This is a genomic window from Streptomyces dryopteridis (assembly GCF_049606955.1).
Classification (GTDB): domain Bacteria; phylum Actinomycetota; class Actinomycetes; order Streptomycetales; family Streptomycetaceae; genus Streptomyces.
In genome coordinates this window covers 34,007-58,489 of the sequence record NZ_CP187116.1, presented here as the reverse complement: position 1 = coordinate 58,489, position 24,483 = coordinate 34,007, and the positions used below count along the sequence as shown (strand labels likewise).

General features: G+C 72.2%; 28 protein-coding genes and 1 pseudogene. 7 read left to right on the top strand and 22 right to left on the bottom strand.

What is annotated here, in order from left to right:
* Positions 1-5: 5 nt before the first annotated feature.
* The 8 genes from ACN20G_RS37150 to ACN20G_RS37115 form a co-directional block, all read right to left on the bottom strand.
* The gene (locus ACN20G_RS37150) at positions 6-587 is read right to left on the bottom strand and encodes a hypothetical protein (protein ID WP_424217789.1); all 582 of its coding nucleotides are present in this window, start codon (positions 585-587) and stop codon (positions 6-8) included.
* A 97-nt stretch (positions 588-684) separates the two neighbouring features.
* Positions 685-1,389, bottom strand: coding sequence for a hypothetical protein (locus ACN20G_RS37145; protein ID WP_424217788.1), 705 nt, complete (start codon positions 1,387-1,389; stop codon positions 685-687).
* A gap of 52 nt (positions 1,390-1,441) precedes the next feature.
* Positions 1,442-1,891 (bottom strand): protein kilB, encoded by a 450-nt coding sequence (locus ACN20G_RS37140; protein ID WP_424217787.1) that lies wholly within the window; start codon positions 1,889-1,891, stop codon positions 1,442-1,444.
* Positions 1,892-2,084: 193 nt separating this feature from the next.
* Positions 2,085-2,678: a hypothetical protein gene (locus ACN20G_RS37135; RefSeq protein ID WP_424217786.1), complete on the bottom strand. Its 594-nt coding sequence runs from the start codon at positions 2,676-2,678 to the stop codon at positions 2,085-2,087.
* Between the two features lie 301 nt (positions 2,679-2,979).
* A complete protein-coding gene (locus tag ACN20G_RS37130) occupies positions 2,980-3,189 on the bottom strand; it encodes a hypothetical protein (RefSeq protein WP_424217785.1) in 210 nt (69 codons plus the stop codon).
* 231 nt (positions 3,190-3,420) lie between these two features.
* Positions 3,421-3,594, bottom strand: coding sequence for a hypothetical protein (locus tag ACN20G_RS37125; RefSeq protein WP_424217784.1), 174 nt, complete (start codon positions 3,592-3,594; stop codon positions 3,421-3,423).
* A 55-nt stretch (positions 3,595-3,649) separates the two neighbouring features.
* Positions 3,650-4,216 (bottom strand): helix-turn-helix domain-containing protein, encoded by a 567-nt coding sequence (locus tag ACN20G_RS37120; protein WP_424217783.1) that lies wholly within the window; start codon positions 4,214-4,216, stop codon positions 3,650-3,652.
* Between the two features lie 95 nt (positions 4,217-4,311).
* The gene (locus ACN20G_RS37115) at positions 4,312-4,830 is read right to left on the bottom strand and encodes a hypothetical protein (RefSeq protein ID WP_424217782.1); all 519 of its coding nucleotides are present in this window, start codon (positions 4,828-4,830) and stop codon (positions 4,312-4,314) included.
* A 263-nt stretch (positions 4,831-5,093) separates the two neighbouring features.
* Here ACN20G_RS37115 and ACN20G_RS37110 point away from each other — a divergent pair, with 263 nt between their 5' ends.
* Together ACN20G_RS37110 and ACN20G_RS37105 are read left to right on the top strand one after the other, a co-directional pair.
* Positions 5,094-5,828 carry a hypothetical protein gene (locus ACN20G_RS37110; protein WP_424217781.1) on the top strand — a complete coding sequence of 245 codons (735 nt, stop codon included), beginning with the start codon at positions 5,094-5,096 and terminating at the stop codon, positions 5,826-5,828.
* A gap of 89 nt (positions 5,829-5,917) precedes the next feature.
* Positions 5,918-6,361: a hypothetical protein gene (locus ACN20G_RS37105; RefSeq protein WP_424217780.1), complete on the top strand. Its 444-nt coding sequence runs from the start codon at positions 5,918-5,920 to the stop codon at positions 6,359-6,361.
* Between the two features lie 60 nt (positions 6,362-6,421).
* Here ACN20G_RS37105 and ACN20G_RS37100 read toward each other — a convergent pair whose 3' ends face one another.
* Together ACN20G_RS37100 and ACN20G_RS37095 are read right to left on the bottom strand one after the other, a co-directional pair.
* Entirely contained in the window at positions 6,422-7,111 is a 690-nt protein-coding gene (locus tag ACN20G_RS37100) for a hypothetical protein (protein ID WP_424217779.1), read from the bottom strand.
* Positions 7,112-7,243: 132 nt separating this feature from the next.
* Entirely contained in the window at positions 7,244-7,801 is a 558-nt protein-coding gene (locus tag ACN20G_RS37095) for a hypothetical protein (protein ID WP_424217778.1), read from the bottom strand.
* 121 nt (positions 7,802-7,922) lie between these two features.
* Between ACN20G_RS37095 and ACN20G_RS37090 the strand changes: the two genes are divergently transcribed.
* Entirely contained in the window at positions 7,923-8,816 is an 894-nt protein-coding gene (locus ACN20G_RS37090) for a hypothetical protein (protein ID WP_424217777.1), read from the top strand.
* Positions 8,817-8,952: 136 nt separating this feature from the next.
* Here the strand turns inward: ACN20G_RS37090 and trxB are convergent, their stop codons facing one another.
* Together trxB and ACN20G_RS37080 are read right to left on the bottom strand one after the other, a co-directional pair.
* Positions 8,953-9,921: a thioredoxin-disulfide reductase gene (gene trxB, locus ACN20G_RS37085; protein WP_424217776.1), complete on the bottom strand. Its 969-nt coding sequence runs from the start codon at positions 9,919-9,921 to the stop codon at positions 8,953-8,955.
* Positions 9,918-10,331 carry an arsenate reductase ArsC gene (locus ACN20G_RS37080; RefSeq protein WP_424217775.1) on the bottom strand — a complete coding sequence of 138 codons (414 nt, stop codon included), beginning with the start codon at positions 10,329-10,331 and terminating at the stop codon, positions 9,918-9,920. The genes trxB and ACN20G_RS37080 overlap by 4 nt, the downstream gene beginning before the upstream one ends.
* Before the next feature lie 119 nt (positions 10,332-10,450).
* Here ACN20G_RS37080 and ACN20G_RS37075 point away from each other — a divergent pair, with 119 nt between their 5' ends.
* The 3 genes from ACN20G_RS37075 to ACN20G_RS37065 all read left to right on the top strand — a co-directional run bounded on the left by ACN20G_RS37075 (position 10,451) and on the right by ACN20G_RS37065 (position 13,034).
* Positions 10,451-10,756, top strand: coding sequence for an ArsR/SmtB family transcription factor (locus tag ACN20G_RS37075; protein WP_424217774.1), 306 nt, complete (start codon positions 10,451-10,453; stop codon positions 10,754-10,756).
* The gene (gene arsB / locus ACN20G_RS37070) at positions 10,756-11,850 is read left to right on the top strand and encodes an ACR3 family arsenite efflux transporter (RefSeq protein WP_424217773.1); all 1,095 of its coding nucleotides are present in this window, start codon (positions 10,756-10,758) and stop codon (positions 11,848-11,850) included. Before ACN20G_RS37075 ends, arsB begins: the two co-directional genes overlap by 1 nt.
* 347 nt (positions 11,851-12,197) lie before the next feature.
* Positions 12,198-13,034: a sulfite exporter TauE/SafE family protein gene (locus tag ACN20G_RS37065; protein ID WP_424217772.1), complete on the top strand. Its 837-nt coding sequence runs from the start codon at positions 12,198-12,200 to the stop codon at positions 13,032-13,034.
* A 160-nt stretch (positions 13,035-13,194) separates the two neighbouring features.
* On the opposite strand, the gene ACN20G_RS37060 is transcribed toward ACN20G_RS37065, so the two are convergent.
* The 6 genes from ACN20G_RS37060 to arsM form a co-directional block, all read right to left on the bottom strand.
* The gene (locus ACN20G_RS37060) at positions 13,195-13,356 is read right to left on the bottom strand and encodes a hypothetical protein (RefSeq protein ID WP_424217771.1); all 162 of its coding nucleotides are present in this window, start codon (positions 13,354-13,356) and stop codon (positions 13,195-13,197) included.
* 43 nt (positions 13,357-13,399) lie between these two features.
* Positions 13,400-14,290, bottom strand: a complete 891-nt coding sequence (locus ACN20G_RS37055) for a permease (RefSeq protein ID WP_424217770.1) — start codon at positions 14,288-14,290, stop codon at positions 13,400-13,402.
* A gap of 148 nt (positions 14,291-14,438) precedes the next feature.
* On the bottom strand, positions 14,439-14,795 hold the full coding sequence (locus tag ACN20G_RS37050) for an ArsR/SmtB family transcription factor (protein WP_424217769.1): 357 nt from the start codon (positions 14,793-14,795) through the stop codon (positions 14,439-14,441).
* A gap of 72 nt (positions 14,796-14,867) precedes the next feature.
* A complete protein-coding gene (locus tag ACN20G_RS37045; RefSeq protein WP_424217808.1) occupies positions 14,868-15,341 on the bottom strand; it encodes an N-acetyltransferase family protein in 474 nt (157 codons plus the stop codon).
* Positions 15,342-15,440: 99 nt separating this feature from the next.
* On the bottom strand, positions 15,441-15,812 hold the full coding sequence (locus ACN20G_RS37040; RefSeq protein WP_424217768.1) for an ArsR/SmtB family transcription factor: 372 nt from the start codon (positions 15,810-15,812) through the stop codon (positions 15,441-15,443).
* An 81-nt stretch (positions 15,813-15,893) separates the two neighbouring features.
* Positions 15,894-16,760 (bottom strand): arsenite methyltransferase, encoded by an 867-nt coding sequence (gene arsM, locus ACN20G_RS37035; RefSeq protein ID WP_424217767.1) that lies wholly within the window; start codon positions 16,758-16,760, stop codon positions 15,894-15,896.
* 231 nt (positions 16,761-16,991) lie between these two features.
* Here arsM and ACN20G_RS37030 point away from each other — a divergent pair.
* Positions 16,992-18,385, top strand: a pseudogene (locus ACN20G_RS37030) (NAD(P)-binding domain-containing protein).
* 48 nt (positions 18,386-18,433) lie between these two features.
* Here the strand turns inward: ACN20G_RS37030 and ACN20G_RS37025 are convergent.
* Genes ACN20G_RS37025 through ACN20G_RS37010 form a run of 4 tightly spaced genes read right to left on the bottom strand, consistent with a single transcriptional unit; the run spans position 18,434 to position 24,328 of the window.
* Positions 18,434-20,275, bottom strand: a complete 1,842-nt coding sequence (locus ACN20G_RS37025) for a TniQ family protein (RefSeq protein ID WP_424217766.1) — start codon at positions 20,273-20,275, stop codon at positions 18,434-18,436.
* Positions 20,272-21,468 carry a TniB family NTP-binding protein gene (locus ACN20G_RS37020; RefSeq protein ID WP_424217765.1) on the bottom strand — a complete coding sequence of 399 codons (1,197 nt, stop codon included), beginning with the start codon at positions 21,466-21,468 and terminating at the stop codon, positions 20,272-20,274. The genes ACN20G_RS37025 and ACN20G_RS37020 overlap by 4 nt, the downstream gene beginning before the upstream one ends.
* Positions 21,465-23,492, bottom strand: coding sequence for a transposase (locus ACN20G_RS37015; protein WP_424217764.1), 2,028 nt, complete (start codon positions 23,490-23,492; stop codon positions 21,465-21,467). The genes ACN20G_RS37020 and ACN20G_RS37015 overlap by 4 nt, the downstream gene beginning before the upstream one ends.
* On the bottom strand, positions 23,489-24,328 hold the full coding sequence (locus tag ACN20G_RS37010; RefSeq protein WP_424217763.1) for a TnsA-like heteromeric transposase endonuclease subunit: 840 nt from the start codon (positions 24,326-24,328) through the stop codon (positions 23,489-23,491). The genes ACN20G_RS37015 and ACN20G_RS37010 overlap by 4 nt, the downstream gene beginning before the upstream one ends.
* Positions 24,329-24,483: the final 155 nt, after the last annotated feature.

The window sequence follows — 24,483 nt, the reverse complement described above, 5'->3', positions numbered from 1 at the left end:
GGTGCTCACCGGCTCCGGGGCGGGGTGGGGATGCGAGCCGCGGCGGCGGCCTCGGCGCCGGTGATGACGCCGCCGCGCACGATGGCCTCGGTGAGGTCGTGGAACCCGTCCGCGTGGGCGGCGAGGATCAAATCGGCGTGCAGGCGCGCGGCTTCCCAGGTCAGGCCGGGGCCGGTGCGGGGCAGGGTGTGCCCGTGCTTGACGACGGTGGCGGCGGCGGTGGCGTAGTCGTCGTGGTGGGAGGTGAGGGCGTCGGCGGCGGGCCCGGTGATCCCCAACTGGTCGAGAATCCGGGCCCCACCGACCTCTCCGGCCGCGTGATAGCCGACGAAATCGAGTCCGACCATGGGGCCGGGCTCGAACTTGGTGCCGCCGGTGATCTCCCACTCGAGGCCGGGGGCGGCGGGGAGGTCGACGACGCCCGTGCGGACGACGGGGGTTCCCAGGGCGAGCAGCACGAGGGCGTGCGCGGCCTCGTGCCCGGCGAGGACCCGGCGCACGGTGTCGTAGGAGAGCGCGGACCCCAGCGAGGTCTTGCTCGTGCCGTCGTTGTTGCGGTTCCAGTCGGTGGTGTCGACGGTGGTCATCACGTCTCCTGCGTGGCGGGGCGGGTCACGGGGGTGAAGAGGGAGGGGCGGCCGTGCGCTTGGGCGTGGACGGCCGCCCCGGTGTGCTGCGGGCGGGTCAGCCGGCGACGGCGCTCACGGTCGCGATCCAGGTGGTGAGCCCGAACCGGCCGGTGACGACGTCCCAGGGCAGGCCCCTGCGGCCGATGGTCCGCTCGGCCCACGCCCTGGCCTCGGCCGCGTCCGTGTCCTCGTCGGAGGCCCACGAAGGGTGGGTCGGGGCCGTGTCCGCGTCCAGGCCGGGGCCGGTGAGGGTCCATCCGTCGGGGCCCTCGGGCAGGGGTCCGGGGGTGAGGGTGTAGAGGCCGGGGGCCACGGTCAGCGACTGGGGTCCGCCCGCCTCGGCCCACCGCTCCCACACCGAGGGGCGGTCGCGGCCGGTGAGGACGGCGGCGCGGCGGGACTGGGCGGTGGAGCGCGCGGTGTCCATCGCCAGGGCGAGGTCGCCGATCGTGCCGCCGGCCTCGGCGTGCCGGCGGATCGCCGCGTCCCGGATCCCCTCCAGGCGCGGCAACAGCCTGTGGTCGAGGTCGCTGATCACGCGGGCCCAGGTGTCGGCGGTGAGGGTTCCGGGCCCGCCGGGCAGGGGCGCGCGGTGGTTGATGCCGGTCCGCAGGAGCGACAACGCCCACAGCGCGCTGTCGAACCAGTCCTCCAGGGGGTCGCCGCTGATGGCATCGGCCTCGCCGGGCGGGAGGCTGATGGTGATGTCGACGCCCTGGCGCTGGGCGGCGGCGCCGTGACGGTAACTCAGGGTCTGCATGGTGATAGGGGTCCCTTCGGATCGAGGTGCTGGTGGAACGGGTGAGGGTGGGTCAGGCGACGCGGAGCAGATCGGCGGCCGCGGTCGAGAGGTTCTCGGCCGCGCGAGCGGCGCGGAGCCGGGCGTCCTGGAGGGCGCCCGTGTCGGTGGCCTCGCGCAGGGCGTAGGTGGCGCGGGCGGCGTCGTGCGCGGCCACGGTGAGCGTGGGCAGCAGGAGCGAGACCTCCCGGAGCGGGGCGGAGATCGCCGAACGGGTGGCGTGGGAAGCGGCGCGGGCGTCGGCCCAGTCGGCCCCGGCAAGGCGCAGGTCCTCGCGGACGACCATCGCGCGGCGGTGATCGGCCAGAGCCGCGATCAGCGTGGTGATCGCGGTGACGCCGTCCGTGCGGGCCGCGTCGAGCTGCGCGGCGCGACGCTGGGCGCGCTGCGAGACGTGCGCGACGGCGCCGGACAAGGCGGCACCGGCGAGGGTGCCGGCGATCGCAAGCAGGGTGGCGAGCATGAGTCCCCCCAAGGACTAGGAAACGAGATTTCGTTCCTTACGTGTCATCACTGTACGAGACTTCGTACAGTGAGGGCAAGGGGGCACCCCGAACACGACAAAGGCCCCCGGCGGCGAGAACGCCGCCGGGGGCCTTCGACCACCCGGAACACACCCGGCAAGGGGTGTCCGGTTGGGCCCTTGACCGACCCCTTTACCCCTTGACCTCCCCACCCTCCACACCAGCACCCGCGCCCGCGTCGGCGTCGGCTTCGGCGAGGTCGTCGGCGGTGGGAACGGTGCGCAGCCGGGGACGGTGGCCCCGGGCGGCGGCCCACTCCCGGCGGCGGCGGGTGTACTCGGCGGGCCAGTCCGCGACCGGAATGCCGAGGGGGCGGCGGCCGGAGGGGCCGGCGTCGGTGTCGTAGACCCACTCCACCGAGAGCATCCCGACCTCCTGGACGTCGCGGCCGGGGTGCTCCCGGGCGACGTGCTCGACCAACTCCTGCCAGTCCTCGGCCAGGATCACCGTGGACGGGGCCAGAGGGCGGGGAGCGCCGGCGGCGCCGCAGCACCCCAGGACCGGGTCGACGCCGGGGCCGTCGGCCTGGCAGATGTAGAGGACGTTCTGCGGGCGCGGCATCTCACCGCCGAAGGTGTCCTCCCACTGTGCTTTGGCGCCGCCGAGGCCCTGCCACCACCAGGCGGTGTCGGAGAGCCGCTCGCCCGGGCCGGGCAGCGGGACGGCCGGTTCGGGGGACCGGCGGTGACGGCCGGGACGGGACGGGGTGCTGGGAAGGGTGCTCACGTCACCCCAACGGGCGCACGGCCGGTCCGGTCACTGCTCGGGGGCGGCGGTCGTGGCCGTGTAGAGGGCGAACGTCTCGTCGAGGACCACGCCCCGGTCGTGGCTGTACAGGCTCAGGAGGTAGCCGGGCAGTGGGGGCGCGCTTCGCTCGCGGCGGGCCGAGCGCCACGCCTGGCGCGTCTCGGGCGCGGACAGCCCGCGGCGGGGTTCGGGGAGCAGGCGCAGCAGGATCGCTCGACCGGCCCGGAAGGGCTCCTGCCGCCCCGCGCCGAGGATCGGCCCGACATCAGCCGGCCCGACATCAGATCTTGATGTTGCCGAGGCTCCCGGCGAGTTGCCCGAGGACGTCGAGGATCGACTTGCCGACCGGGGTCGTGGCGATCAGGACGCCGAGGGCCAGGACGATGACCACGGTCATCTTCTCGTCCAGACGGCTGCGTGACTCCGTGCGCCGCCGCAGCCTGATGATCACGACGATCGCGATCAGCACCGCGAGATTGATCGTCACCAACCGACCCTCACACCCCTTCCACCAGCACCAACCCGTCGAGGCGGCGATCACCGCCGCCGGTACGTTCTAGCGGTGGCGATACGGCGGCGCGGATGGGTCTCGGTCGAATGGCACGAACTCGACGCGGCCGGACCGATTCCGCTCGCACACCGACCCGAACACCACCCGTGAAACATGCGACAGCCCCACCCGGACGTCTTCCGAGCAGGGCCGCCGGCCGACACCGGTGGATCAATCCTCGTCGAGCTCCACCTCGATCTGCTTGATCTTCCCGCTCGTGGAGACCTCCACCGTGAGCGGGTTGTCGCCCGGCACCCCGAGCTTGTGCGCCGCCTTCACGAACGCGCGGACCTCGTCCAGCGTCATGTTCTTGTCCTCGCCCACGGCCTTCAACGTCTTCGGCATGCGGATCATCCTCGCCGGCTCGGGCCTACCGCGAAGGTCTTTCGGAGAACTTCGGTCAGCGCCCCAGCAGAGCCCGAGCGGCGCGGCCGGCCTCCTCGATTGCGGCGGCCCGGGCCGGGTCGGCGGCCCGGAACGCGGCCCAGCAGCGTTCGCGCGCGGCCTGGTAGAGGGCGCGGGTGTGGGTCTCGGCGGCGGCCAGGCGCTCGGCGGTCACCCCGAACAGGGGCGGGGCCCATTCCTCCCAGGGCACCCATCGGTCGGCGGCGAAGTCGTAGCGGGGTCCGGCGAGACGGCCCCGGGCGGCGGTCTTCTCCAGTTGCCGGTAGGTCTCCTCCCCCATCGCCAGCACGCTGGCCATCTTCGCCCGGGACCGGCCGGTCCACGTCCGCAGGTGCACAAGGGTCTCCGCCTCGACCTCGCACAGCGCCTCCGGCTCCACCCCGACCGCCCCAGCCAGGCGCAGCAGCACCTCGGGGTGTGGGGTGCGGGTCCCGGCGAGGTAGTAGGAGATCGCACGGTCCGTGGCCCCGACCGCGCGGGCCAAGACCGCCACCGAGACCCCGGCAGCCGCACGCGCGGCATGCAGGCGAGCCGGGGCGAACCCGTAGAACGCGATACTCACGAACGGCGTCTACCCGGACATGCCGGGGGTGAACAGACCTCGAAAGGCGGGAACACCTCGAAGTCTGTTCACCCCTCTGCCCGAGGCGGGTCCCGTCAGAGGTGGTGGTACGTGAAGACGTGGGAGCGCAGGCTCTCCAGGCGCGGGCGCGCCAGCAGCCGCTTGAGCCGGGTCCGGTCCCCGGCCAGGATCAGCGGCCACCCACCGGGTGCCGGGACCTTCCACAACGCGAAGAGGGTCAGCAGGGCGACGACGTCCAGGGTGTGCGCGGCGGGGACGATCAGCGGGCGGCGTCCGGCGCGCAGGGCGAGTGAGACCTGGGCCTCCACCCCGCCGGGATGCCCGAACGGGAGGTTCGGCAGGTCCCCGGCGAGCGTGTCGGCGAGGGCTTGGAGGAGCACGGTTCGGGTCACCGGGGCGGCCGGGCGCAGCCAGATCGGCGGGTGTTCACCGGCCGAGGCGGCCCGCACCAGCGAGGTCTCGGCGTGGTCTGCGTGGTCGGGTTCGGCGGTGACCACGAGGATCGCTCCGTGCCCGGCCACGAGCGCCAGGTCCTGGACGAGGTCCGGCTCGGGGAACCTGCCCACGTCCTGCTCCGTGTCGATCGTCGTCACCCTGATCCCCGCTCCCTGTCCGTCCGATGCCCTGCCCCGGGCTCGCCCATGCTGTGCGTGCCCTAGGTGGCCGGGGCCACCCGGCCGAGGACGCGGGTGGCGCTCCCGTACGGGCGTCCCGCTCCCCCGGCTTGATCTGTTGCCCGTCCAGGGTGCCCGGCCGAAGGCGGTACGCGCGTCCGAACGAGGTAGAACCACCCCGGTCGCCGTCTCGCCCACTGCGGGCCCCGGCCTGTGTGTCCCTTCACGAAAAGGAGCTCGACATGACCCCTGCCTACGGCATCGCCCAGCGCCTCGGTGATCGCTCTCGGCAGTGCGACGCCGCCACCGTGCACACCATCCCGGGTGGGGTCACGGCGTTCGTCCTGCTCGACGGGGTGGGCAGCTCGGATACCGTCCGCGCCTGGACCCTGGCCGCCGCCGACCGGCTCGCGCGGGCCTGCGCGCTGGCCGGTGACGCCGAGACCGGACTGCGCGCCGAGTACAACCGCCACGCGGCCGAATCCGCCCGCCACGACCCGCGCACACGGATACGGCTCCCCCACGCGTCAGCGGTCGCCGCCGTCCACACCCCAGGCGGCCGGCTCTCGGTCGCCTGGTGCGGAGACGCCCGCGCCTACCTCCTCCTCGACGGCGACACCACCACCCGCCTCCTCACCGCAGACCACAACCAACGACGCCGCGCCGGCGGCTCCCCCGACGCCCTCACCAGCTGCCTGGGCGTCCCATGGGACGACCGGCGCACCCAGGAGGTCTACGGACACCCCGCGATCGAGGCCCTCGCCGAGACCCTGCCCCGCCCCGGCCGGCTGCTGCTGGCGTCCGACGGCGCCTACGAACCGTACGAAACCACCGGCGGTCTGACAGCCGAACACCTGGCAGGCCCACCCACACCGACCGCCCACGCCCTGGTCGACGAAGCCGTCGCCCGCGCCCGCGCCGCGGGCGGCCCGCTCGCCGACAACAGCAGCGCGCTGATCGCCGACGCCGGCCGGTGACCCTCACCCCGGCCGTGACCCGGCCCTGTTCGGCCTGGTAGACCGGATCGACCTCGATCGTGCGTGGAACGACACCCCTGGGAGTAGCAGTGGCTGACCAGATGACCCCGGACGAGATGCTGCGTGCCTGCGGCTACCTCGAGGCGGTGTGGATGGAGGACACCGCGAGCGGGGACGTGCTCCTGCGGCACGAGCCCGGCGAGAGGCCCACGGCCGTGCTGGTCGCGGAGTTGGGTGCGCTCATCATGCAGACGATGCTGCCCCCGCAGTTCGGCATCCACGGCGGTCTCTCCCCGCAGGAGCTGGAGGCCGCCGCGGCCAGGATGAACGCCGATCCGACCGTGCGCGTGTCGAAAGTGTGGGTCGAGACCCTCACCGAACTCGCGGCGGGTGCGACCGCCGCGCAGGCGGAAACGATCGGGCGGTCCCTGATCGGCTATCTCCTCGCCATCAGCAACGCCGCCGCGGACGACGTGCCGATGCTGATCGACACCCTGCGCCAAGGGGCCCTGCACCGTCCGGGACCCGCGTGACGACAGCCCGGATCGGCGACCGGCGAGCCGAGCCCATCCCGCACCGGACCGAATGGCCCCTCAAGCTGCTCGACGGGGCACGCCCCCCAAGGGGATCTCGGCGACCGGGGTCCACGACATCCTCCAACCGGGCAGGCCGGCGTCGAACCTCCAGCTGACGTCCAACAAGTGCACGCGGTCGATCGTGAACGGCACGCGCCGGGGGGTGATGCCGCGCAGGACCGTGTTGAGGCGATCGGAGGAGGCGGCGCCGTACGCGTACGCGGCGGAAACATGCGGCCGACCCCCGGAATGCCGCAGCGCCGCATCACCCCGGGTCCGGCGGACAGCGCCCCGCACCCGCTCGGCGAGAGCCAGGAACTCGGCGTCGGGCCACAAGTCGACGACCACGCCCGCCAACCCCGCGATCGGCGGCCCCGCCTCCGTCACGAACGGCGGCACCCCGGCGAGCTCCTTGCGGAGCGCGGCCACCAGGTCGTCGCGGGCGGCCTGATCGTAGGCGGCGGCCGGGGCGTCGGCGAGCATCTCCACCGTCGCGTGCAACAGACCCGCACCCGGCTCGCCTGCGGGCAGCTGCGGATCGAGGGGATAGCCGGTCATCGCCGGACCGCACGCCCGCACCAGATCGAGCAGGTCGTCGTCGACGCCGGGGCGTGGGAGGGCATAGACGTGCAGCACGCCGACCCCGTCTTCCGGTGTCGGCCCGGCCGGCCACGGCGCGCCCTGGTACTGCGGTACGAACGGCTCCATCAGGCCCCCTCGATGACGAGCCCGAGCGGGCCCCGGCCCATCCTCCCCACCACCCCCGTGTCGCACAGCCGGAACCGGGAAATCCTCCCGGACCGTGGTGCGCGTTCCCGGCCGCGGGCCGCGTGGGGGTGGTCAGGGGATGATGCCGGCGGTCCGCCACACCCGCGTGATGTCCTCGTATGCGGCTTCGGGGTCGAGCCCGTGGCTCGGGACGTCCAGGCAGACGGCGGTGGCGAGGTCCTTGACGGCCGGGATGTCGAGACTGAGCAGCGTCAACACTCGCTCCAGGTCCCCGATGACCGCGTCGACCGTGCGTGAGGGCACGGAGTGCGAACAGAACGCCGCGACGACCTCCAGGACGCCCGCGGCGTCGGCGTCACCGGATCTCGCGGAACGCAGACTCTCCAGCACCTGCCACAACGCGTCCAGCTCATGGGCCGGCAGCACGAACAGACGGAACGTGGGAAGGCCCGCCTCAGGGTCCAGGACGTCCTCCCTGACCCGCGCGACCGCGCCCTCGGCCACACCGAAGGTCAGGGGCGGCGGCATTCCGGCGGCGTCCCCGTCAGCGGTCGCCTCGGCCGCCGCCTCCAGCACCCCGAACAGCGCCTCGAGATAGACGACGCCCTCGAACCACGACGGATCCCCCGGCAGAACACACACCTGATCACGCCGCTCCCTCATCACCATGCCGGCAGCATGCCCCTCCCCGGATCCGACCATTCCGTCTCCGGGCCGGGTACCGGCCGTCGTGCCGCGCCGGTGTGGCGGTACCGCACGACCGCCGGTCTCGGGGGATCGTGGAGCCGTGGTGGACGACGCGATCCTCGACGAGCTCTACCAAGAGCCGCCCGACCGCTTCGTCGCGGCCCGGGACGCACGCGTCGCCGAGCTTCGCCGGGCCAAGGACCTGGCGGGGGCGCGCGAGGTCGCGGCGCTGCGGCGGCCGACCATCGCGGCCTGGGCCGCGAACACCTGGGCCCGCACCCACGAAGCCGAAGTCGAGCAACTGGTCGCCTTGGGCGTGGTGATGCGTGACGCGCACCAGAGCCTGGCCGGTGGTGCGCTGCGGCAGGCGGTGGCCGATCAGCACCGGCTGGTGGCCGTGCTCGCCCGGCAGATCGCGGCCGCGGCCGCCGAGGCCGGGCACCGCCTGGGCGAGGGACCCACGCGGCAGGTCGAGACGATCCTGCGGGGTGCCCTCGCCGACCCCGCCCTCGCCGACCTGCTGGCCGCGGGCCGGCTGGCCGTCGCGCCGGAAGGGGCCGTGGGGTTCGATGCCGTGCCCACCGGCACACCACCACCCCGCACAGCCGCACCCCCCGCCGCCCGCCCCGCCCGTAAAGCCCCGGCGCAGGTCGACTCGGCCTCGCGGGCCCGGGCCCGCGAGGCACGTGAACGGGAAGCGCGGAAAGCCCGTGAGGTCGAGGAAGCGCGGCGGGTGGCGGCCGACGCGGCGCGGGCCGCCGACGCCGCCGACCGCGAGGCCACCCGGGCCCGGCTCGCCCACGAGACCGCCCGACAGACCGAACGGGAAGCGACGGAGGCCGTCGAGCAGGCCCGGGCCCGGCTCGCGCGTGCCACCGAGGACCAGCAGGCCGCGCACTCCCGAACCGAGGCCACCCGCGCCGAGGCCACAGCCGCGCGGGCGGCCGCGACCACCGCGCGCAAGGCCGCCGAGCGAGCCGCGAAACGGGTGCCGTAGCCCCCGGACAGGTGGTTCCGTGATGTGACCGAGCGCTCCACCTGACTTCGATGGACAACTTCAGTGCTCAGAAACGGCCCGGGCCTCGGCCGCTACTCCTTCGTGAGGAGAATCGGCCGAGGTCTGTGCGTCACGTTCAGAGGACGGCCGCCGGGGTGGCGTTGGCCTCGTGGGCGAGGGTGGCAAGGTGGCGTTCGGCGTCGAGGGCTGCGGCGGCGCCGGTGCCGGCGGCGGTGATGGCTTGGCGGTAGGTGTGGTCGACGACGTCGCCGGCTGCGAAGACGCCGGGGATGTTGGTGTGGGTGGTGGGGGCGTTGACCTTGATGTAGCCGGCGTTGTCGAGGTCGAGTTGGCCGGTGAACAGGCTGGTGCGGGGGTCGTGGCCGATGGCGATGAAGAGGCCGGTGGCGGGGTGTTCGCGGAGCTTGCCGGTGAACACGTCGCGCAGGACCAGGCCGGTGAGCATGTTGTCGGCGGCCTTGAGTTCGGTGATCTCGGTGTCGAAGGCGAAGGAGATCTTGTCGTCTGCGAAGGCGCGGTCCTGCATGACCTTGGAGGCGCGCAGGGTGGAGCGGCGGTGGACGACGGTGACCGAGCGGGCGAAGCGGGTGAGGAAGGTGGCTTCCTCCATGGCGGTGTCGCCGCCGCCGACCACGACGATGTCGCGGCCTTTGAAGAAGAAGCCGTCGCAGGTGGCGCACCAGGACACGCCGCGGCCGGAGAGGGTGTCCTCGCCGGGCAGGCCGAGCTTGCGGTAGCCGGAGCCGGTGGCGACGATCACCGTGCGGGCGCGGTGGACGGTGCCCTCGGAGTCGGTGAGGAGCTTGACGGGGCCGGTGAGGTCGACCGTGACGATGTCGTCGTCGACCATGCGGGCGCCGAACCGCTCGGCCTGGGCCCGCATGTTGTCCATGAGGTCCGGGCCGTCGATCCCGTTGGGGAAGCCGGGGAAGTTCTCGACCTCGGTCGTCGTCGTCAGCGACCCGCCGACGAAGATGGAACTGCCGAACAGCACCGGGGCGAGCTGCGCGCGGGCGGCGTAGAGGGCGGCGGTGTAGCCGGCGGGGCCGGAGCCGATGACGACGACGTCGTGTATGTCGCTCACGAGGCGGTCTCGGGGGCGATCTCGGTGATGAGCCGCTCCACGAGGGCCTTGATCTCGTCGCGGATCGGGCGGACGGCCTCGACGCCCTGCCCGGCGGGGTCCTCCAGCTTCCAGTCGAGGTAGCGCTTGCCGGGGAAGACGGGGCAGGTGTCGCCGCAGCCCATCGTGATGCACACGTCGGACGCCTTCACCGCGTCGACGGTGAGGACCTTGGGGGTCTCGGCGGACATGTCGATGCCGACCTCGGCCATCGCCGCGACGGCGGCCGGGTTGACCGTGTCGGCGGGGGCGGAGCCGGCGGAGCGGACCTCGACCCGGTCCCCGGCGAGGTGGGTCAGCCAGGCGGCGGCCATCTGGGACCGGCCCGCGTTGTGGACGCAGACGAACAACACGGAGGGCTTCACGGTCATCGGGGTGCTCTTCCTCGAACGGGAGACAGGAGGCGGAAGACGGGACGGACGTCGTCCCGCACCGAACTGACATCAGCATCCGCTGGCGTCAGTGTCGACTGATGTGAAAGTATCAGCTCATGCTGACTTCAGTCGACACTGATCTGATCCGGGTTCTCGGCGACCCGCTCCGACTCCAGATCGTCACCCTCCTCGCGAGCGAGACGCTGTGCACCACCCACCTGGTGGAGGAGACCGGCGCCAAGCAGACCAACCTCTCCAACCACCTCAAGGTCCTGCGGGAGGCCGGAGTCGTCGACACCGAACCCTGCGGCCGGTTCACCTACTACCGCCTGCGGCCCGAGGTCCTCGAAGGGCTCTCCGCCCAGTTCGCCGCGCTGGCCGGGGCCGCCCGCGAGAGCGCCGGGAAGAAGAGGGCCTGCTGATGAGCGCCGACACCACCCCCGCCAGACCCGCCGCCGACACGGACGCCTCGGTCGTCGCGAAGCTGTCCACCCTGGACCGGTTCCTCGCCGTGTGGATCCTCCTCGCCATGGGCCTCGGCCTCGGGCTCGGACGCCTGATCCCCGGGCTGAACGACGCGCTCGCGAAGGTCGAGATCGGCGGGATCTCCCTGCCCATCGCCGTCGGCCTGCTGGTGATGATGTACCCGGTGCTGGCGAAGGTCCGCTACGACCGCCTCGACGCCGTCACCGGCGACAAGAAGCTCATGGTCTCCTCGCTCATCGTGAACTGGGTCCTGGGCCCGGCCGTGATGTTCGCGTTGGCCTGGATCTTCCTTCCGGACCTGCCCGAGTACCGCACCGGCCTGATCATCGTCGGCCTCGCCCGCTGCATCGCCATGGTCATCATCTGGAACGACCTCGCCTGCGGCGACCGCGAGGCCGCCGCCGTGCTCGTCGCCCTGAACTCCGTCTTCCAGGTCCTCGCGTTCGGCCTGCTCGGCTGGTTCTACCTCGACCTCCTGCCCGGATGGCTCAGCCTCGGCGACGGCCAGGCCCTCGACATCTCCATGTGGAAGATCGCCCTCAACGTCGTCATCTTCCTCGGCGTGCCCCTGCTCGCCGGGTTCCTGACCCGCCGCATCGGCGAGAAGAAGCTCGGCCGCGACCGGTACGAGACGAAGTTCCTGCCGAAGATCGGCCCGTGGGCCCTCTACGGCCTGCTGTTCACCATCGTGATCCTCTTCGCCCTCCAGGGGAGGACGATCACCTCGCAGCCCTGGGACGTGGCCCGGATCGCGCTGCCACTGCTGGTCTACTTCGCGATCATGTGGTTCGGAACGTTCGCGCTCGGCAAGGCCATCGGCCTGGCCTACGACCGCACCGCCACCCTCGCCTTCACCGCTGCCGGCAACAACTTCGAACTCGCCATCGCGGTCGCCATCGCCACCTTCGGCGTCACCTCCGGCCAGGCCCTCTCCGGCGTCGTCGGCCCCCTCATCGAGGTCCCCGTCCTCGTCGCGCTGGTCTACGTCTCCCTGGCCTGGCGCCGCCGCTTCACCGGCGCCGCCCGGTAGAGGGACCGATACGCCGGAGGGCCGTCGGGATCGCAGGAGGGACCCCTGGGTGATCGCCAGGGGCCCCTCCTTGTCTCGTCGACGGATCATTGCGGCACGCTCATCAGAGCGGCACCCGCCACGCACCTCGGGCTCGATGAGCGGCAACGACGTGGCGGGTGCGGGGCTGCGGCCCTTGCCCTGTCGGGTGTCGTGGCCTTCCTCGGCGGATCGGCCCAACCAGCGAAGCGGCAGTCGGAGGAAGGTGAGATCCGGGGTGGTGGGTGTGGGGGTGTGGGGGTGTGGCGGGTGATGCTGGTCGGCGACGTGGCGCGCCTTCGCGCCCGCACGAAGAAGAGGTTCGTTCGTTGAGCACCAAATCCGACACCCTGCCGGGCGCCGCCGTGCGTTCGCTGCCTGTGACGTTCGCCTGTGGGGCCGCGGTCGGCGTGTTGGGTGGCATGATCGGCCTCGGTGGAGCGGAGTTCCGCTTGCCGTTGTTGATCAGCGTGTTCGGGTTCGCCGCGTTGTCGGCGGTCATCCTGAACAAGGCGATGAGCCTGATCGTCGTCCTGACCGCGCTGCCCGCGCGCCTGGCGGCCGTCTCCTTCTCCGACCTCGCCCCGCACTGGACCGTCGCGGTCAACCTCCTCGCGGGGAGCCTCCTGGGGGCCTGGGCCGGGGCCTCGTGGGCGGTGAGGATGCGGACCAGCACCCTCTACAAGGTCCTCGCGGTCCTGATGGTGGCCATGGCCGCTGCCCTCGCCTACACCCACACCGCCGACCTCGGCGGCCTCGGCCTGTCCGGCCCGCTCCTCGCGATCGTCGGTGTGGTCGCGGGGTTTGGCATCGGCGTGGTGGCCGCGATCATGGGCGTCGCGGGCGGCGAACTCCTCATCCCGACGATCGTGCTGCTCTACGGCGTCGACATCAAGATCGCCGGAAGCCTGTCCCTCGTGGTGTCCCTGCCCACCATGCTCGTCGCGTTCGCCCGCTACAGCCGCGACGGCAGCTTCACCGTCCTGCGCGCCAACCTCCGCTTCACCCTCGTCCTCGCCGCCGGCTCCGTCACCGGCGCCCTCCTCGGCGGGCTCCTCCTGGGCACCGTCCCGAACACGGTCCTGATCCCGGCGCTCGCGGTGATCCTGCTGATCTCGGCGGTCAAGACCGCCCGTCACGCGGCCCCCGCGAAGGCGACCGCCTGACGCGAGAGGACGCCCCGAACCGCGGCGCCGGGCCGATCCCGGCCGGGTTGAGCCGGCGGTCGGGGAGAGCTGTGTGCAGACGGCGGGAGTCCCCACCGGTGATCCGGTGGGGACTCCCGCCGTCTGCCGTCTGCCGGGCGGGGTGTGGAAGAGGGGTGGGTCAGTTGCCGTGGTCCCGGCGGGGAGTGGTGGCCGGTTCGACGGTGATGCCGTCCTCTTCGACGATCCGGACGTCGCAGCAGTCGGAGGCGGGGGCGGGGGTGGGGGCGGGGGTGTCGGGCTTGCGGAAGAGCTTGGCGAGGAAGCCGGTCTTGGCGGTCATGAGGTGTCTCCGTGGTTCGTGAAGCGGGTGGTGGGTGTTGCGGTCAGGTGGCGAGGGGGACGAGGAAGCCGCCGGCGAGGGCGAGGAGGAAGATCGAGGTGGTGAAGGTGGTCAGGAGCTTGGGCTTGAACAGCTTGGTGAGGAGGGAGAGTTCGGGCGGGCTGATGGCTGCTGCGGCGATGACGAAGGCGAAGACGGCGCCGAGGTTCATGCCGCGTTCCATCAGGGCGAACCCGATGGGCAGGGCCGTCTCGGCCCGCATGTAGAGGGGGATGGCGATCAGTGCGGCGAGTGGGATCGCGTACCACTTGCCGTCGCCGGCGACGGCGGCCATGAGGTCGGTGGGCACGGCCCCGTAGATCAGGGCGCCGACCGCGACGCCGATCAGCATCGGCTTGACCATGGGCTTCAACTCGGCGAGGGCCTCGCGCCAGGCGTCGGGGAGTTCGGCGCGCAGACCCCGCCACGGCGTATGCGCCTGGTCTGGGCCGCCGGTGACGCGGACGCGTTTGACCTGGGAGGCGAATCCGGCCCGGTGCATGCCGTGCGCGATCAGCAGGGTGCCTGCGGCGGCGACGATGGTGAACCCGGCGGCGGCTTTCCAGCCGAAGAGGGTGCCGACCGCGACGAACACGAACGGGTCCATGATCGGCGAGGAGATCAGGAACGCCACGGCGGTCGCGAAGGGCACCCCGGCGCGCAGGATGCCGGCCATGACCGGGATGGTCGAGCAGGAGCAGAACGGGGTCACCGCGCCGAACACGGCGCCTTTGATCATGCCCTTGACGTGGCCGCCGCCCAGCCAGTGGGCGAGTTTCTCGGGGCCGAGCCTGCGCATCAGGAGGGTGACGAGGAAGGTGATCGCGATGAACAGGGCGACGAGTTCGGCGGTGATCAGGGCGAACGTCGACAGGACGTCGAGGAGAGGGTTCACGGGTGGTGCACCTTGAGCAACAGAGAGGAGTGGGTGAAGGCAGCGCGGTGCCGTCCCACCGGCACGGGCAACGGCCGAACCGGTGGAAGGGGACGCGATCTTGAGATGTGCGGGGACGGGGGCGACGGGGAGGGGCCCCCGTCTCAGGTCACCGGCAGGAGGCGGCGCCCTCGGGCGCCTGGGCGGCCAGGCTCGCCAGGAGTTGGACGGGGCCGCCGAGCTCGGCGCAGCACAGGGAGTAGACGTTGCTGCGCCCGCGGGGCTTGGAGCTGATCAGTTCCTGCTCCCGCAAGGGGGCGAGGTGGTGGCTGACCAGGGTCTGGCTCAGGCCGGTGGCCTCTTGGAGTTCCTTGACCGTGCGGGGCCGCTCGGCGATCAGCAGCATCAGCGTCAGGCGGGTCTCGTCGCCCAGGGCCCGCAGTTTCGGGGCCAGCAGCCGGGCCCGATCACCCTCGGAGAGCAGCTCGGTAGGGGTGGTCACCGCGACCGGAAGAGTCGTTGTCATGATCCGACCCTAACACCACCATCCACACCTATCAACAGCAAATGCTGTTGATAGGTGTGGATGGTGGTCCCGTCAGGTGACGACGGGGCTGCGGCGCTCCAGGAGGACCACGTCACGCCAGGCGCCGTGGTGACGGCCGACGCGTTCGCGGGTGCCGATCACGCGGAAGCCCGTGCGGGCGTGGAGGGCGAGGCTCGCGGTGTTCTCGGGGAAGATCCCGGACTGGATCGTCCAGATCCCGGCCGCCTCCGTCGAGGCGATCAACGCGTCCAGGAGGGCGCGGGCGACGCCTCGGCCGCGTGCGGCGGGGTCGACGTAGACGGAGTGCTCGACGACGCCGGCGTAGGCGCAGCGGTCGGAGACCGCGCTCGCCGCCACCCAGCCCAAGGTCGTACCGTCGGCGTCGAGCGCGACGAACCGGTGCTCGGGCAGCCGGGCCGTGTCGAAGGTGGTCCAGGGTGGGGCGGTGGTCTCGAAGGTGGCGTTGCCCTCGTCGATGCCGGCCTGGTAGATGGCCAGCACCCGCTCGGCGTGCCCGGCCGCCATCGGCACGATCTCCACTGTGGACCTCCTCGTTTCGTCCCGTGTCACGCGAACCGCCCCGTCCCGCGACAGTGCGCGGGGCGGGGCGGGTGGATCGGTCGGTCAGCGGCCGGCGACGTTGCCGAGGATCGCGCCCATCGCCGCCAGGACGGAGGGCTCGACGCGGTAGTAGACCCAGGTGCCGCGCCGCTCGGAGGAGAGCAGCCCGGCGTCCTTGAGCTTCTTCAGATGGTGGCTGACCGTGGGCTGGGAGACGCCGACGTCGGAGATGTCGCACACGCACGCCTCGCCACCCTCGTGGGAGGCGACGGCGGAGAACAGCCGCAGACGGACCGGGTCGCCCAGGGCCTTGAACATGCGGGCGGCGACCTCGGCCTCGTCCGCGTTCATCGGCCGCTCGGTCAACGGCGGACAGCACGGCGCCACCGCGCCGGCGTCGGGCTCCAGGACCGGCAACAACCTCGCATTCGACATACGTCTATGTTGACACATGTCGAATCAGGAGGACAGGGGGGTGATGGACGTTCGCGCCGGGCCCGGCCGGTCGACGTCTGTTCAGCAGCAGCCGGACGGCGCCTCCTGCGCCGGGGCGGGGCTCCCGCAGCAACCGGCCTCGGGGGCGGCCTCGGCGAGCGGGAGGACGGTGCGGGCGTCGGCGGGCTTGAGGGCCTTGACGATCGCGGAGTGCATGCCGTCGGCGACCGCGTGGGTCGGGGTGATGGAGACCTCCGTGAACCCGGCCACCTCCAGGCCCCGCCGGTACTCGGCGAAGGACAGGGCGCCGGCGATGCAACCGACGTAGTCGCCGCGCTCCGCGCGCTGCGCGGGGGTGAGGGAGTCGTCGGCGACCACGTCCGAGATCCCGATCCGACCGCCGGGCCTCAGGACGCGGAAGGTCTCCGCGAAGACGGCGGGCTTGTCGGTGGACAGGTTGACCACGCAGTTGGAGATGACCACGTCGATCGTCGCGGCCGGCAGCGGGATCGCCTCGATGGCGCCCTTGAGGAACTCCACGTTCGTCGCGCCCGCCTTCTCGGCGTTGGCGAGCGCGAGGGCGAGCATCTCCTCGGTCATGTCCAGCCCGTACGCCTTGCCGGTCGGGCCGACCCGACGGGCGGAGAGCAGCACGTCGATCCCGCCGCCCGAGCCGAGGTCCAGGACCCGGTCACCCTCGCTCAGGTCGGCGACGGCGGCCGGGTTTCCGCAGCCCAGGGACGCGGCCACCGCCTCGGCGGGCAGTTCCCCGCGCTCGCCGTCCGCGTAGAGGCCCGCGCCGAAGTTCTCGTCGATCTCGATCGCGGCCGGCCCGCAACACGCCGACCCGCCCTCGGCGACCTGCACGGCCGCCGCCGCGTACCGCGAGCGGACCGTCTCCCGCAGCGCGCCGGCGTCCACGGCGACAGGGGCGGTGTTCTCGGACATGGAGACTCCTCGGACTCGGGCACCATCGACCTGTTTCGACAGTCCTCTATGCAACCCTGCGCTCTGAATCGGCAAACGTCAACATAGGTGAATGTCGAAACAAAGAGGTCACCGGGTGGAGGGTGACTCAACTTTGACGCTTGCCTATATTGACGAGCATCGAAGTGGGTGTGACGCTTGCCGACGTCATCACATCGACAAACGTCGAAACAGCTTGTGTGAGGAGCCGTCGTGAACACCCCTGCCACCCATGACCTGCCCGTCGTCGTCATCGGAGCCGGCCCCGCGGGTCTGGCCGCCGCCGCCCACCTCGTCGGCCGCGGCATCGAACCCCTCGTCCTGGAAGCTGGACCCGCCGCCGGTGCGGCCGTGCGGGAGTGGGGACACGTGCGGCTGTTCTCGACCTGGGGCGAGGTCGTCGACACGGCCGCCGAAAAGCTCCTCGCCCCCACCGGCTGGGTCCACCCCGACCCGAAGACCTACCCCACCGGACAGGACTGGGCCGAGGAGTACCTCCGGCCCCTCGCCGACGCCCTCGGCGACAAGGTCCGCCACGGCACCCGGGTCACGGGCGTGTCCCGCGTGGGCCGGGACCGGATCGTCGACGCCGACCGCGAGACCCGGCCGTTCACCGTGCACGTCACCCACGCCGACGGCCGCGAGGAGCGGATCCTCGCACGCGCCGTCGTCGACGCTTCCGGCACCTGGTCCACCCCCAGCCCCGCCGGTGGCGACGGACTGCCCGCCCTAGGCGAACGCGCCGCCGCAGCGAACATCTCCTACCGCGTTCCCGCCCTGAACGACCCCGCCGTCCGGGCCCGGTACGCGGGCCGGCGGACGGCCGTCATCGGCTCGGGCGCCTCCGCCTTCACCGCCCTCGCCGCCCTGGCCTCCCTCGCCGCCGCCCCCGACGGGAACGGCACCCACGCGACGTGGGTCCTGCGCCGGGGCATCACCGGCTCCACCTTCGGCGGTGGCACCGCCGACCAACTCCCCGCCCGCGGCGCCCTCGGCCTGGCCGCCAAGGCCGCCGTCGAGGACGGCCGCGCCGACGCCGTCACCGGCTTCCGCACCAGCGCCGTCGAACCCACCCCCGACGGCCTCCTGATCCTGATCGGCGACGACGGCCGGCGCCTCGACCCGGTCGACGAGGTCATCGTCCTCACCGGCTTCCGCCCCGACCTGACCTTCCTGGACGAACTCCGCCTCGACCTCGACGAACGCCTCCAGGCCCCCACCACCCTCGCCCCCTCATCGACCCCAACCAGCACTCCTGCGGCACCGTCTACCCCCACGGCGCCCGCGAACTGGCCCACCCCGAAGCGGGCGTGTACCTGGTCGGCATGAAGTCCTACGGGCGCGCACCCACCTTCCTCGCCCTGACCGGCTACGAGCAGGTCCGCTCCGTGGCCGCCGCCATCGCCGGCGACCACGAGGCCGCCGAACGCGTCGAACTCGTCCTGCCCGAGACCGGGGTGTGCGGCGGCGCGGGCCTCTTCGAACAGCCGTCGGTCGACGAGGCAGCGGGCAGTGGCTGCTGCTCGACGGTCCCTGACCATGCCTGCGGGATCGACGTCACCAAGCCTGCGGTGGATGGGGCCGGCGGAACCGGATGCAGCGTGTGAGGACGCCGCGGCGGACAGCCCACGGGGGTGTTGTTCGCTGCGGCTTGTTCACCGGCGGCTGTCCGGGGTTCCGCCTCGGCCTCCCTCGGCCGGAGGGCTCTGTACGTCGTGGAGCCCGGACACGATGGTGAGCGCGTACTCGGTCAACACAGCTCGGAGCGGTGCACGCCGGCGTGCTCCGGGTCGTACGAAGGACAGGGCTTCTGCGCGCTCACGTGCTCGTGTGCCCAGGTCGGGCGAGGTGCTCAGAACGGGGGCCCACCGAATCTCGGAGCTGGTGACGACGGCCCAGATGAACGCGGTCACAGCTGTCCGTCCCGGGGGTCGTGCGCGGGGATGTGCTCGGGTGATGAGGGCTCGGAGGCGTTGCCAGTCCTGGTCGGTGAGGGTGTGGTCGGCCATGCAGGTCCGGCGGTGGTGGTAGTCGACCGGGGCTTCCTGGGCGGCTATGAGATCGGCGATGCGCGCCAATGCCTCGCGGTGACAGGTGTGATGGATCGGGGTGCGAAGCCAGGTTCGGACCGCCGTGGCGGCACTGTGGATGGCGTTGTGGGGCAGACCGAGGTGGCGGGTGGCGGCCTGGTAGGTGAGCGGGGTGGTCATCTGGACAAGTCGCACGGCGGCGTCGCGGTGGAGTGCCACGGTTGGTCCGTCGAGGGCGAGGAGCGGCTCGGCCCAGGCTTCGGGCAGCCATTGAGGGATGTGTCGGGCGTCGAGCCGGTCGGAGTGTGTGGCGGCTTGAGGGAAGAGGGGGCGGCGTCCGGCCGGCCTGGCGTGGTTTTGGGCGCGGGCGAGCACGATGTCGGCCAGGGTTGGGGAGCAGTGGGGGGCGTAGCGGCGCAGGCGGTCCCAGCCGTCCCAGGTGGGGGACAGGTAGTCGACGGTGTCGGCCAACACTGGTGCTTGGTCGGGCATGAGGAGGTGGTGGGCGAGAGTGAGGGTGGCGGCGGCTTCGTCGGCCGGGAGGGGTGCGGCGTGGCTGGAGCGGTGGTGCCAGGGGGTGGTGGTGTTTCTGCTGCGGTGGGTTGTGACGTGGCGGGTGATGGCGGCGCGTTCGGTGTCGGTTTCGCAGTGGGGGGCCAGGTGGGGCCAGGTGCCGGTGATGAGGAGGGCTGTCAGGCGGAGGTCTGCGAACAGGTCGCGCTCGGGCGGTGATGGGGCGGCCTGTGGTGTGCCGGGGTGGGTGCGCGCGGCGGTGGCCAGCAGATAGTGGGTGGTGTGCATCGCGGCCGTGGGTCGGGCGGAGGTTTCGGCGTGGTCCAGGCGGTGACCGCAGTGGGGGTTGCTGTGGTTCGGTCCTGGTCGGTTGCGGCATGCGGCCGGGTGCAGTCGGACGAGGGGGAAGGGGACGAGACGGCCGTTGTTGCGGCGGCGGCCGTCGCCGCGGAGACCGGTGGACTGGGCTGGTGCTCGGCATGCGGGGCAGTGCAGGTCCAGGAGTCGGTCGTGGTGGGGGCACAGGAAGGTGTGGGGCAGTCGCCAGGCGGCCTGCCAGATGGGTCCGTCCGGGGTGGCCAGGCATTGGGGGCAGTAGCGGGTGAGGGCGGTGAACACCCATCCGTCGTTGGCGAGCCCGGCGTGGTTGAGGGTTCGGCCGAGGTGGGTCTTGGCGAGCGGGCCGTAGCCGGGGAACTGTCCGGCGAGGGTGAGGGTATGGGTTTCGGAGAGGGTGAGGCCGCAGGTGGTCGCGAGGTGGGCGGCGTGGTCATCGTCGAGGCGGACCAGGTGGCGGGTGGAAAGCCCGGACCGGTTCGCGCCGGTGGCCAGCCCACACCGGTCGATCAGGGTGAAGGGGCTGATCCCGAGACGGTGGGCCAGGCGCAGCAGGTAGCCGGGGAGGATTTCTCCCGGTGACGGGTCCAGTGAGCGGGGCAGCGGGACGGCGGTCACGCGGTGGCTCCGATGGGTGGGGTTCCGGTGTCGTCGAAGGCGCCGTTGCGGTGCCCGCGTCCGGTGCGGCTGGCGGGCTGGGGGGTGGTGGGGACGGTGGGGATCTCGCCGGCCTCTTGGTGGCGGCCCGTTGCTCCGGCGAGGGTGAGGGGCAGTTCGTCCAGCAGCGTGGGGGTGAGGGTTTCGGCGCCGGTGGTGATGGCGCGGGTGCAGCCGTCCTCGATGAGGCGCTCCAGCAGTCCGACGACGCCGTCCGTGCGTGCGTAGAGGTATTCGGGCATGGTGCCGTCGGTCAGGAATCCGGGTCGGGTGTTGAGGAGCCGGAGGTGGTTTTCCACGCCGGCGAGGTGGGAGGTCCAGGCGGTGATCTGGTCGGGGCTGTCGTAGCGGAAGCGGTCGAGTTCGACGAGGTCGAAGCGGCGCTGGGTCTGGGTGGGTTCCCACCCGTTCACCGGCCGGCGCGCGGTCTGGCCGGTGGCGAGGGTGCGGCCTTCGTTCAGGAGTCCGGATCCGGGGATGTCGACGCCGACCAGGACGAGGGTGACGTGCATGGACATGAACGCGCGGATCAGGTCGAGGGTGTCCTGGTCGTCGACGCGGTGCATCCGCAGGCGGGTGATGTCGTCGAGGATCAACACCTTCGTCCCGTGATCGTCCAGGGAATCGGCGACCTGGCGGATCAGTTCGGGCAGGTCCATGTTCTTGTTGGGGGCGCCGTAGAAGTCGAGGATCGCCTTGCAGGTGCTCTTCGGCTTGGCCGTCACCGGGGTCTGGACGTAGGCGACGGGCACCCACAGGTCCCGGGCGCCGGGCACCGCGTCGGGGTTGGTCGCGTGCAGGGCGCGCCAGGAGTCCTCGAAGACGGCGGCGATCTCGCAGACGGTCTCGGTCTTGCCCTGGTAACCGCCGCCGGACACCATCACCCCCGCTCGTGTGGCCGGGCGGGCCTTGAATGCGTTCTGCCGGATCCGCCCCGACAGCAGGTGGTCCACGGCCCGGCTCATGGGCGTGCCGAGCAGCGGCAGGTTCGCGTGGGTGGCCGCCCGCGCCAACTCCCACGCCGCCCGCTCGGCCGGCGGGAGCGCGCGCCAGCGAGCCGGGGACAGGCAGGGCGCCGGGGTGAAGGAGTGCCGGGTCACCCGCCACGCCTTCCACCCGGCGGCCGTGTCCCTCCGAATTGCCTCGCCGTTCATCCCGTCTCCCCCTCCTCCATACCGTCGCCGTCGGGTCGTGGTCTCGCGGCGGGGAACAGCCCGTTGCGGGTCAGGTCGTCGCCGAGGAGCGCGGCTGGCACCGGCCGAGTGGTACCCGCCGCGCGCCGGCGCCGGAGGCGGTCGGCCGTGATCGCGGCCGCCACCTCCGCGGCAGGTCCTCCCCCAACGCCCGGTGCGCCGAGCAGGAGAGTGTCGGGGCGGTCGGCGGCAGCGGCTCGGGCTCGGGCCAGTTCCCGGGCGCGAGCCGCGGCCTTCTTCCGGGCCCCGGGCCGCCCGGGCCAGCCCTCGACCGGAGTGACTTCTGCCAGCAGGTCGAGCAGCACCGGCAGCAGCTCGGCGTCCGTCCGCGGCCGCAGCCCGGCCCGGGCGGCCTCCTTGAGGACCTCTCCGATCCGGGCGTCCCCGAACGCCGGCACGGTGCCGTCCTCGGGCAGGCCGTTCCACGCCAGGGTGTGCCAGGCCCCGTCGAGTTCGATGAACACGTGCCGGACGTCGCGCGGGTCACGGCGGATCGCCCACTTCCCCGTGTGCCGCCCACTGCGGGGCGCCCGCACCCCGCGGCACGGATCCAGGGCCGGGCTGCGGGCTCCGTACCAGAGGCCGCCCACCTTGACGCCGCGGCGGGCGTCGACCTTGACGAAATGCACGGGCAGCAGTTCGTAGTAGAGCTCCGGCGGCGGGATCTCCAGCGCGATGCCGTCCCGGGCCGCCGCTGCGGCGAAGAGGGTGTTCGGGCTGTGCCGGCCGGCCGGGTCCCAGGCGGGGGCGTGCTGGTCCAGGCGCCGGTTCTGCCAGACCGCGACGATCCAGGAGGCCAGCAGGTGCTCCATCTCCCCCACCGTCCAGGAGGCGTCGCCCTCCGGGTCGATCCCCCGGTCTGCGACGTCGATGCCGCGCCAGCCCGGGAGGAGTTCGAGGAGGAGGGACTGGATCGCGGCGAACGCCCTCTCGCACGCGGCCTTGTCGGTGGGGCGCATCGCGCGGGCCGGCAGGACGTCGATGCCAAGCGTGCGGGCCACCTCGACCAGGTGATGGTTCTTGAACGCGGTCCCGTGGTCGACGGTGATCGCCTCCGGGGCGAAGAACGGCAGCCCCGCCACCGGCCCGCCCGCCAAGTCCGCCACCAGCGCGGCCGGGACACCCGGGTAGGGCCAGGCCATGGTCTCGCCCCAGCCCGCCCTCATCGGCAGCGGAGCCAGGACGTCCCGCAGCAGCATCGCGACCTCGATCGACGACTCAGCGATCGGTGTCAGCCGGAACGCGACGATCGAGTGGGTGCAGGCGTCCAACGCGATCGTCAGGTGCACCGTGATCGGCGTGCCGAACACGTCGTCCAGGACCTTCACCGGCAACGGCGTCGAATCCAGCACCACCACCTGCCCGGGCCGTGTCGCGATCACCGCCGCCCCGACCGGAGCGGGCCGGGCGGCGGCGGATCGGACGTATCGCTGGCGGGCACCTCCGGGGCCGAACCGTTCCTTCCACACCCGCGCCAGCGTCGTGCGGTGCGGCACCCGCACCTCACGGCCGGGGAATACCTCCCGCACGTACTGGTGGATCAACCGCTCCCGCGAAGTCATGCTGATCCGCGACCGCCGCAGACACTGCTCGTGAACCGCCCGGATCGCCTCCTCCACCTCCGGCCCCACCGACCGGCGACCACGCGGCCTGCCGATCCGACGTCCATCGACCAGTCCCGCCGCGCCCTCGACCCGGTAGGCCGCCGCCATCCGTCCCAGTGTCCGCACCCCCACTCCCGCCCAACCCAGCTGCCGAGCCTCGCCCGAGCCCAACGCCTTCAGCTCGGCCACCTTGCGGTGCCGTCGCTGCATCAAGGTCGTCGTCGCCGGGTCGTAGCCTGGACGCGGCTCCCCCGGCCTCGCCCAGAACCGGCTGCCACTGCGGAACCCGCTCTCGACCTCCAACAGGTGTTCCAGGCGCAGTCGAAGCCGAGCTCGTTCCTCGGGCGGCAGCTCCTCCAGCCCGAAGTCCTGGCCGGTCATCGCGCGCCGCCCACGAGATGGACCCAGGTCGCATCATCCAGGGGGTGGTGCAGGTCGACGGCCAGGCGCCGATGCCAGAGGAGGTACAGCAGGTGGACGCGAGCCACCGCCGGCACACCGGTGCCCGCGACCAGCCGGCCCAAGCGGGCTGGCTCGCGCGCGACCGTCTCAAGCAAGCGAGCCTGCAAGGCGAGCGGGTCCCGCAGCGTCCTGCGGCGGGCGGCCAACGTCTCGATCACCTTCGCAGGCCCCGGCCGCCATCCCGCCACCAGCTCGTAGGACCATCCGGCGGCCGCGGCAACCCGCGCGGTCGCGGCGAACTTCACCGCGTCCGTCCTGTCGCCCCGAGCTCCAGGCCGCACGTCCACCACCCGAACCCCGCCCTCGCCGAGCACCACGAGATCGGGGACGTGCTCCATCCGGCGCCCACCGACCGTGAACCGCAGCACGAACGGCTGCGACGACACCTCCCCGACACCTCCCAGGAAGTCGAGCACCAACAGGGTCCGACGCTCGGCGAGGCTTTCGAAACCGTGCATCCGCCCCGTCGAAACGCTGTAGCCCAGCCCCGGCCGGTGCCGCTGCCCCGGTCGCCACGAGAACCGACGCACGGGCACCGCGCCGTCTGGAGGCCCGAAGGCCAGATCACCCACCGGAAACAGCACATCGGCCCGACCCACCGACCATCTCAGCGACCAACCCCGCAGGGACTCCGCCGCGACCTCCCCCTCGACCTCGGCCGAAGGAACACCTCGCGCGACGAGATCACCCAGCACCACCCGATGCGACCACGCCGGCCCCTGCGCCACGGGCTCGACCCTCAGCCAGCTCTCCACGCCACCAGAGCACCACGTACGGCGACACAACATTAGAGAAACCAGCAAAACCACCCAGCTCGGGCCTAACCAGGGCTACCCTGCTGGCCATCTGGAGCGCACACCGTGGACAAGTCGAGTGCTCATTGGACAGATGTAGTGCTCAGTCACAACGT

What these genes read in the sequence shown, in the direction of transcription:
- ACN20G_RS37150 (WP_424217789.1), bottom strand. Translation starts at nt 587, where the DNA reads ATGACCACCGTCGACACCACCGACTGGAACCGCAACAACGACGGCACG.
- ACN20G_RS37080 (WP_424217775.1), bottom strand. Translation starts at nt 10,331, where the DNA reads ATGACCGTGAAGCCCTCCGTGTTGTTCGTCTGCGTCCACAACGCGGGC.
- ACN20G_RS37100 (WP_424217779.1), bottom strand. Translation starts at nt 7,111, where the DNA reads ATGGAGCCGTTCGTACCGCAGTACCAGGGCGCGCCGTGGCCGGCCGGG.
- ACN20G_RS37110 (WP_424217781.1), top strand. Translation starts at nt 5,094, where the DNA reads ATGACCCCTGCCTACGGCATCGCCCAGCGCCTCGGTGATCGCTCTCGG.
- ACN20G_RS37145 (WP_424217788.1), bottom strand. Translation starts at nt 1,389, where the DNA reads ATGCAGACCCTGAGTTACCGTCACGGCGCCGCCGCCCAGCGCCAGGGC.
- ACN20G_RS37040 (WP_424217768.1), bottom strand. Translation starts at nt 15,812, where the DNA reads ATGTCGAATGCGAGGTTGTTGCCGGTCCTGGAGCCCGACGCCGGCGCG.
- ACN20G_RS37125 (WP_424217784.1), bottom strand. Translation starts at nt 3,594, where the DNA reads ATGCCGAAGACGTTGAAGGCCGTGGGCGAGGACAAGAACATGACGCTG.
- ACN20G_RS37050 (WP_424217769.1), bottom strand. Translation starts at nt 14,795, where the DNA reads ATGACAACGACTCTTCCGGTCGCGGTGACCACCCCTACCGAGCTGCTC.
- ACN20G_RS37075 (WP_424217774.1), top strand. Translation starts at nt 10,451, where the DNA reads ATGCTGACTTCAGTCGACACTGATCTGATCCGGGTTCTCGGCGACCCG.
- ACN20G_RS37095 (WP_424217778.1), bottom strand. Translation starts at nt 7,801, where the DNA reads ATGGTGATGAGGGAGCGGCGTGATCAGGTGTGTGTTCTGCCGGGGGAT.
- arsM (WP_424217767.1), bottom strand. Translation starts at nt 16,760, where the DNA reads ATGTCCGAGAACACCGCCCCTGTCGCCGTGGACGCCGGCGCGCTGCGG.
- ACN20G_RS37045 (WP_424217808.1), bottom strand. Translation starts at nt 15,341, where the DNA reads ATGGCGGCCGGGCACGCCGAGCGGGTGCTGGCCATCTACCAGGCCGGC.
- ACN20G_RS37020 (WP_424217765.1), bottom strand. Translation starts at nt 21,468, where the DNA reads ATGAACGGCGAGGCAATTCGGAGGGACACGGCCGCCGGGTGGAAGGCG.
- ACN20G_RS37015 (WP_424217764.1), bottom strand. Translation starts at nt 23,492, where the DNA reads ATGACCGGCCAGGACTTCGGGCTGGAGGAGCTGCCGCCCGAGGAACGA.
- arsB (WP_424217773.1), top strand. Translation starts at nt 10,756, where the DNA reads ATGAGCGCCGACACCACCCCCGCCAGACCCGCCGCCGACACGGACGCC.
- ACN20G_RS37060 (WP_424217771.1), bottom strand. Translation starts at nt 13,356, where the DNA reads ATGACCGCCAAGACCGGCTTCCTCGCCAAGCTCTTCCGCAAGCCCGAC.
- ACN20G_RS37140 (WP_424217787.1), bottom strand. Translation starts at nt 1,891, where the DNA reads ATGCTCGCCACCCTGCTTGCGATCGCCGGCACCCTCGCCGGTGCCGCC.